Origin of the sequence: Streptomyces hygroscopicus subsp. hygroscopicus, assembly GCF_001553455.1 — a bacterium.
Lineage (GTDB): Bacteria > Actinomycetota > Actinomycetes > Streptomycetales > Streptomycetaceae > Streptomyces > Streptomyces hygroscopicus.
The window spans coordinates 1-2,632 of the sequence record NZ_BBOX01000517.1 but is presented as its reverse complement, the minus strand read 5'-3'; the positions used below and the strand labels follow the sequence as shown (position 1 = coordinate 2,632).

General features: G+C 72.7%; 3 protein-coding genes. All 3 read right to left on the bottom strand.

Annotation, left to right across the window (positions count from 1 at the left end; genetic code table 11):
• Positions 1-17: 17 nt before the first annotated feature.
• On the bottom strand, positions 18-809 hold the full coding sequence (gene uppS, locus AXW62_RS37725) for a polyprenyl diphosphate synthase (RefSeq protein WP_252368884.1): 792 nt from the start codon (positions 807-809) through the stop codon (positions 18-20).
• 129 nt (positions 810-938) lie between these two features.
• Positions 939-1,751, bottom strand: a complete 813-nt coding sequence (locus tag AXW62_RS37720; RefSeq protein ID WP_030828894.1) for an SAM-dependent methyltransferase — start codon at positions 1,749-1,751, stop codon at positions 939-941.
• 66 nt (positions 1,752-1,817) lie between these two features.
• Complete coding sequence (locus AXW62_RS37715; RefSeq protein WP_037645916.1) at positions 1,818-2,423, bottom strand: hypothetical protein; 606 nt, start codon at positions 2,421-2,423, stop codon at positions 1,818-1,820.
• Between the last annotated feature and the right edge of the window lie 209 nt (positions 2,424-2,632).

The following is a 2,632-nucleotide window of genomic DNA, read 5'->3' as shown; positions in this document are numbered from 1 at the left end:
CTTTCGCAACACGCGCCCTAGCACCCCACGCCCGCGCCGAAGCGCCGTTCCCGGGCCGCGAAGGCGGCCAGCAGCGTGCGCAGTTCCTCACCGGTGAAGTCGGGCCAGAGGGTGTCGACGAAGAACAGCTCCGCGTAGGCCGCCCGCCACAGCATGAAGTTGGAGATGCGCTGCTCCCCGGAGGTGCGTACCAGCATGTCGATGTCCGGCAGATCGGCGTGCGGCAGATGGCGGGTGAACACGGCCTCGTCGATGGCCCCGGGGTCCAGCGCCCCCTCCGCCGTGGCGCGGGCCAGCGAGCCGGCGGCGCGGGCGATCTCCTCCCGGCCGCCGTGGTTGAAGCAGAAGGCCAGGGTCATGGCGCGGTTGTGGCGGGTCTCGGCCTCCGCGCGGCGCAGCGCGGCCAGCGTGGCCCGGGGGAGCCGGGCCTCCGAGCCCAGCCAGCGCAGCCGCACCCCGCGCTCGCCGTAGCCGCGGAAGACGTCCGCCAGCTGGGCGGTGAGCCGCATCAGGGCGGCCACCTCCCCGCGCGGCCGGTTCCAGTTCTCGGTGGAGAAGAAGAACAGCGACAGGTGCTCGATGCCCTCCTCCAGGGCCGTGTCCACCACCCGCGGCAGCGCCAGGACCCCCGCCTGGTGGCCCCGGGTGCGGGAGAGCCCGCGCAGCGCGGCCCAGCGGCCGTTGCCGTCCATGATGATGGCCAGGTGCCGCGGCCGGCCGGGCGCCTCGTCCCGGGAGCCGCGGCGCTGAGGTACGACCGCGGGGGCGCCGGCGACCGACGCCCGCAGCAGCCGCTTGACGGAGGGCACTCTCCAGGCTCCGACCTCGAACACCCGCGCGTCCCTCCGCCTAGGCTTCCCGGCGCCGTGTCTGACGACGCGACGGGGGCGGGGGTTACCTCCCCGGTGGCCGAACCATTCGTTTGGTCGTCACCGCCGTCACGGCTTGCGCGCCACGCCTCCGTGCACATCGGTGGTCTCGATGTCCGTCTCGGAGGGGCCGGGCCGCCACAGCGGACAGGACACGATACCGGGTTCGATCAGCTCCAGCCCGTCGTAGAAGCGGGTGATCTGCTCCACGCTGCGCAGCACGTACGGAACGGCGCCGGTGTCGTCGTAGCCCTGCTGGGCCTGCTTGAGCGCCTGGTCGGTGTCGGTGCTGTCGTAGTGCACGAAGTAGCTGCCGGACGGTAACGCCTCCTGCAGCCGCCGCACGATCGACACCGCCTCGTCGTAGCTCTGGATGTGGCCGAGGATGCCCATCAGCATCAGGGCGATGGGCCGGTCGAAGTCGAGCGTCTTCGCCGCGGCCGCCACGATCCGCTCGGGCTCGTGCAGATCGGCGTCGATGTAGTCGGTCACCCCCTCCGGGGTGCTGGTGAGCAGCGCCTGGGCGTGCCGCAGCACCAGGGGGTCGTTGTCGACGTAGACGATGCGGGCCTCGGGCGCCACCCGCTGGGCGACCTGGTGGGTGTTGTCGTAGGTGGGCAGCCCGGTGCCGATGTCCAGGAACTGCCGGATCCCGCAGGCGCCCGCCACATGGGTGACGGTGCGGATGAGGTACGCCCGCGAGGCGCGGGCCATGGTCTCGATGTTCGGGGCGACTTCCCGGTACTGGTCACCGGCGAGCCGGTCGACCTCGTAGTTGTCCTTGCCGCCCATCCAGTAGTTCCAGATCCGGGCCGAATGCGGCACCGTGGTGTCGATCTTGTTCAGGGCCTGCGGGTCGGGGGTGGACGAGCCGTCAGTCATGGAGTCCGTCTCCTGCCGTGCGTCTGTGGTTCGTGGGGCACCAACGTGAGCCTGGCACCGGGGAGTTCAGCGGTGCTCGGCGCAGTCCGGTACGGGGGAGCGGATGCGCGGCAGGCGCCGGGCGAACGAGGTCACCGGGGGGTCGGGCGCCGCCTCACCGCGGCCCGGCTCCGCGTCCGGGCCGCCGCCGGACGCCGGCTCCTCCTCGACGGTGAGGACCGGGGCGTGCTCGGCGAGGGTGGTGAAGGCGTGGTCGTAGCCGGTCACCGCGGCGTCGATCTCCGCGAGCGCCGCGGCCGAGGCGCCGGACGCGGCCAGCCGGTCCTCCAGCACCGGCACCGGGGCCGTCACGTGGACGAAGGCGCCGTGGCGCTCGGCCACCGCGTCGGCGAAGTCGAACGCCTGGATCCAGGTCACCCGGGAACGGCCACGGCGCAGCGGCCCGTAGACGAGTTCGCCGACCAGACCGGCGTCGACGGCGAGTGCCCCGTCGTGCTGGAGGAGTTCCCGGTAGGGCCGCACCGGGTCCACATGGGGGAGGTCGGGGGAGGCGCGGGTGACGGTGTAGCCGTGCCGGCGGGCGAGCCCGGTCAGCAACGCGTCCCTGCTGACCCCGTCGCAGCCCTCGACGATCAGTGTGCGGTGGCGCACCACCGTGTGGTCGAGGTTCATTCCGGCATCCCGTCGTCCCATGGGTCCCATCGCTCGGTAAGGGGCTCGGTAAGGGGGACGACACCGCCGCCCGCCACGGCGTCTTCAGTGTGCGTGGCGGGACGGCGGGGACGGGAGTGCGGTGCGGGGTTGTGCGGTTGTGCGGGCGTAGTGGTTTTCGGGATGCCGTGGCGAAAACCGGGCGGTCGGCTGTGCGCGGTGCCACCGCG

What these genes read in the sequence shown, in the direction of transcription:
- AXW62_RS37715 (WP_037645916.1), bottom strand. Translation starts at nt 2,423, where the DNA reads ATGAACCTCGACCACACGGTGGTGCGCCACCGCACACTGATCGTCGAG.
- AXW62_RS37720 (WP_030828894.1), bottom strand. Translation starts at nt 1,751, where the DNA reads ATGACTGACGGCTCGTCCACCCCCGACCCGCAGGCCCTGAACAAGATC.